This is a genomic window from Tabrizicola sp. (genome assembly GCF_030694085.1).
In the GTDB taxonomy this organism is placed as follows: domain Bacteria; phylum Pseudomonadota; class Alphaproteobacteria; order Rhodobacterales; family Rhodobacteraceae; genus Tabrizicola.
On sequence record NZ_JAUXZE010000090.1, the window covers coordinates 1 to 1,648 of the forward strand.

The following is a 1,648-nucleotide window of genomic DNA, read 5'->3' on the forward strand; positions in this document are numbered from 1 at the left end:
GCGGTAGGCCAGGATCGTCTGGAGCTCGTTGATGGCCTTGACCTTGCGGTCGATGATCACCGCGCGGCTGACCTCGGAGGACAGCGCTGCGCGTATCTCGATCCCGTTGTCCTGCAGGTACTCCTGGAAGCGCTCGGGCAGTTCAGCTTCACCGTAGTAGTCGGCGGAGGGCAGGCTGTCGAACCACGCCTCGTAGATCTCGTTGATGTCGCGCTTGTCGGCCTCTGCACCTTCGGCCGGGATGGTCTGCGAGATCACTGCGGCGGCCTGCTGCAGACGTTTGTCCTCGGATGCCTGAGCGGTTGCAAGGATGCGCTGCTCGAGCTGATCGAATGTTGCTTTGAGGGTGGCTCCATGGGGTACCAGTGGGGCACCCTGCGCGTCGAAATGAATGTTGCCGTAGAAGCGGGCGTAGGCTTCGTGCGGAGACATGCCGTTGACGACGCCGCGCACGAAGGAGAAGTCTTCAACGGTGAGTTCGTCCAGGTCGGCAAAGGTCGGGACTCGGTAGCCCGCCTGCCTGCCCCTGGGCAGCTTGACCTTTTCGAGGGTTAGGGGGGCGGCGTCGTTCTTGCGCGGCCGCCCACGCCCGCGTTTGGACGCCGGCGCGGCCAGCGCGACCGGCTCCACGACCGCGGGTAAGGCCTCGGCGGTCTCTTGCGTGGGATCTTCCTGCATGGGGCCTCCTGTCGGTCGTGTGTGGGGTTGCGGTCTTAGATCTCGCCTGCAGGCCTGTTGGCGTCGCTGGGCGAGGTCGCTGTGGCCTGCAGCACCCCGCGCGCGAAGTCCATGATCAGGCGCTGGCGGGTCTGTACCTTGTCCTGCGCGCTCTGCTCGACTGCCTCACGCTGGTGCGGCGCCCACGTGCTGATGGCCTGCAGCCAGTCGTCGATGGCCTGAATCTCTTTGATCGCCACATGGGCCTTGCGGTGCCAGTGGTCGCGCTCCTGCTCGGTCATGCGCGAGAGCGCGCGGCGGACCGGCTCCATGCGCGCCAGGAACGCTTCCAGCGCGTCAGGCGAGGGCAGGGGGCCAGGGGAGGGCGGTTGGGCTGCCTGAGTGTGTCGTCGGACGGCCAGGTTGTGCCGGCGGTTTTGTCGCCTCTCGGCGAGGTCGATGCAGATGCCACCCACGACCAAGGTGAAAACCAGCATGCCCAGCCCCTCGAAGAAGCCCCAGTTCATGTCCAAGCCCCGTTTCGGCGGGTTGGTGATGCAGTTGGACTCGCAGGGCAGTGGCGCCATGAGCCCGATCGCTGGGAGCTTTGCTCGCGCCGGTCTTTGCATTTCTTCCGAGAAAGTTTGCAGGACTTCTGAGAACGCGCGCTCATGCGTTTCTCACTCAGTTTTGAACCGGGGCGGCCGTGGGAATTTTGTAAGTCGTTGATTTCCATGAAAAAGGTGGGACGTCCAGGTCGGTACAGGACGGTTCTGCATTTTTGAGATGTTTAAGTTTACGGCATCCTAATAACGGTTAGGCACCCGTGGTTCGTTAATGCCGAAAATTCCCGCGCCCAGACAACTAAATTTGTAACCCTCAAGACCAGTAAAGTTGTAAACGCTCAGCCCGCGCCGGGGTGGCCGAAGCGCGCGCGGCGGCAGTGACCGCAGGCCACGGCACCAGCTGGTTTGAGCCTTCTCCACGGTGC

Annotated in this window: 2 protein-coding genes; both read right to left on the minus strand. The window is 63.3% G+C overall.

Going from position 1 to position 1,648, the window contains the following annotated elements:
* The coding region (locus Q8M85_RS20725) for a hypothetical protein (protein WP_305548229.1) at positions 1 to 678 on the minus strand (678 nt) is incomplete at its 3' end.
* Between the two features lie 35 nt (positions 679 to 713).
* A complete protein-coding gene (locus Q8M85_RS20730; RefSeq protein WP_305548231.1) occupies positions 714 to 1,184 on the minus strand; it encodes a hypothetical protein in 471 nt (156 codons plus the stop codon).
* Positions 1,185 to 1,648 lie beyond the last annotated feature (464 nt).

What these genes read in the sequence shown, in the direction of transcription:
- Q8M85_RS20730 (WP_305548231.1), bottom strand. Translation starts at nt 1,184, where the DNA reads ATGAACTGGGGCTTCTTCGAGGGGCTGGGCATGCTGGTTTTCACCTTG.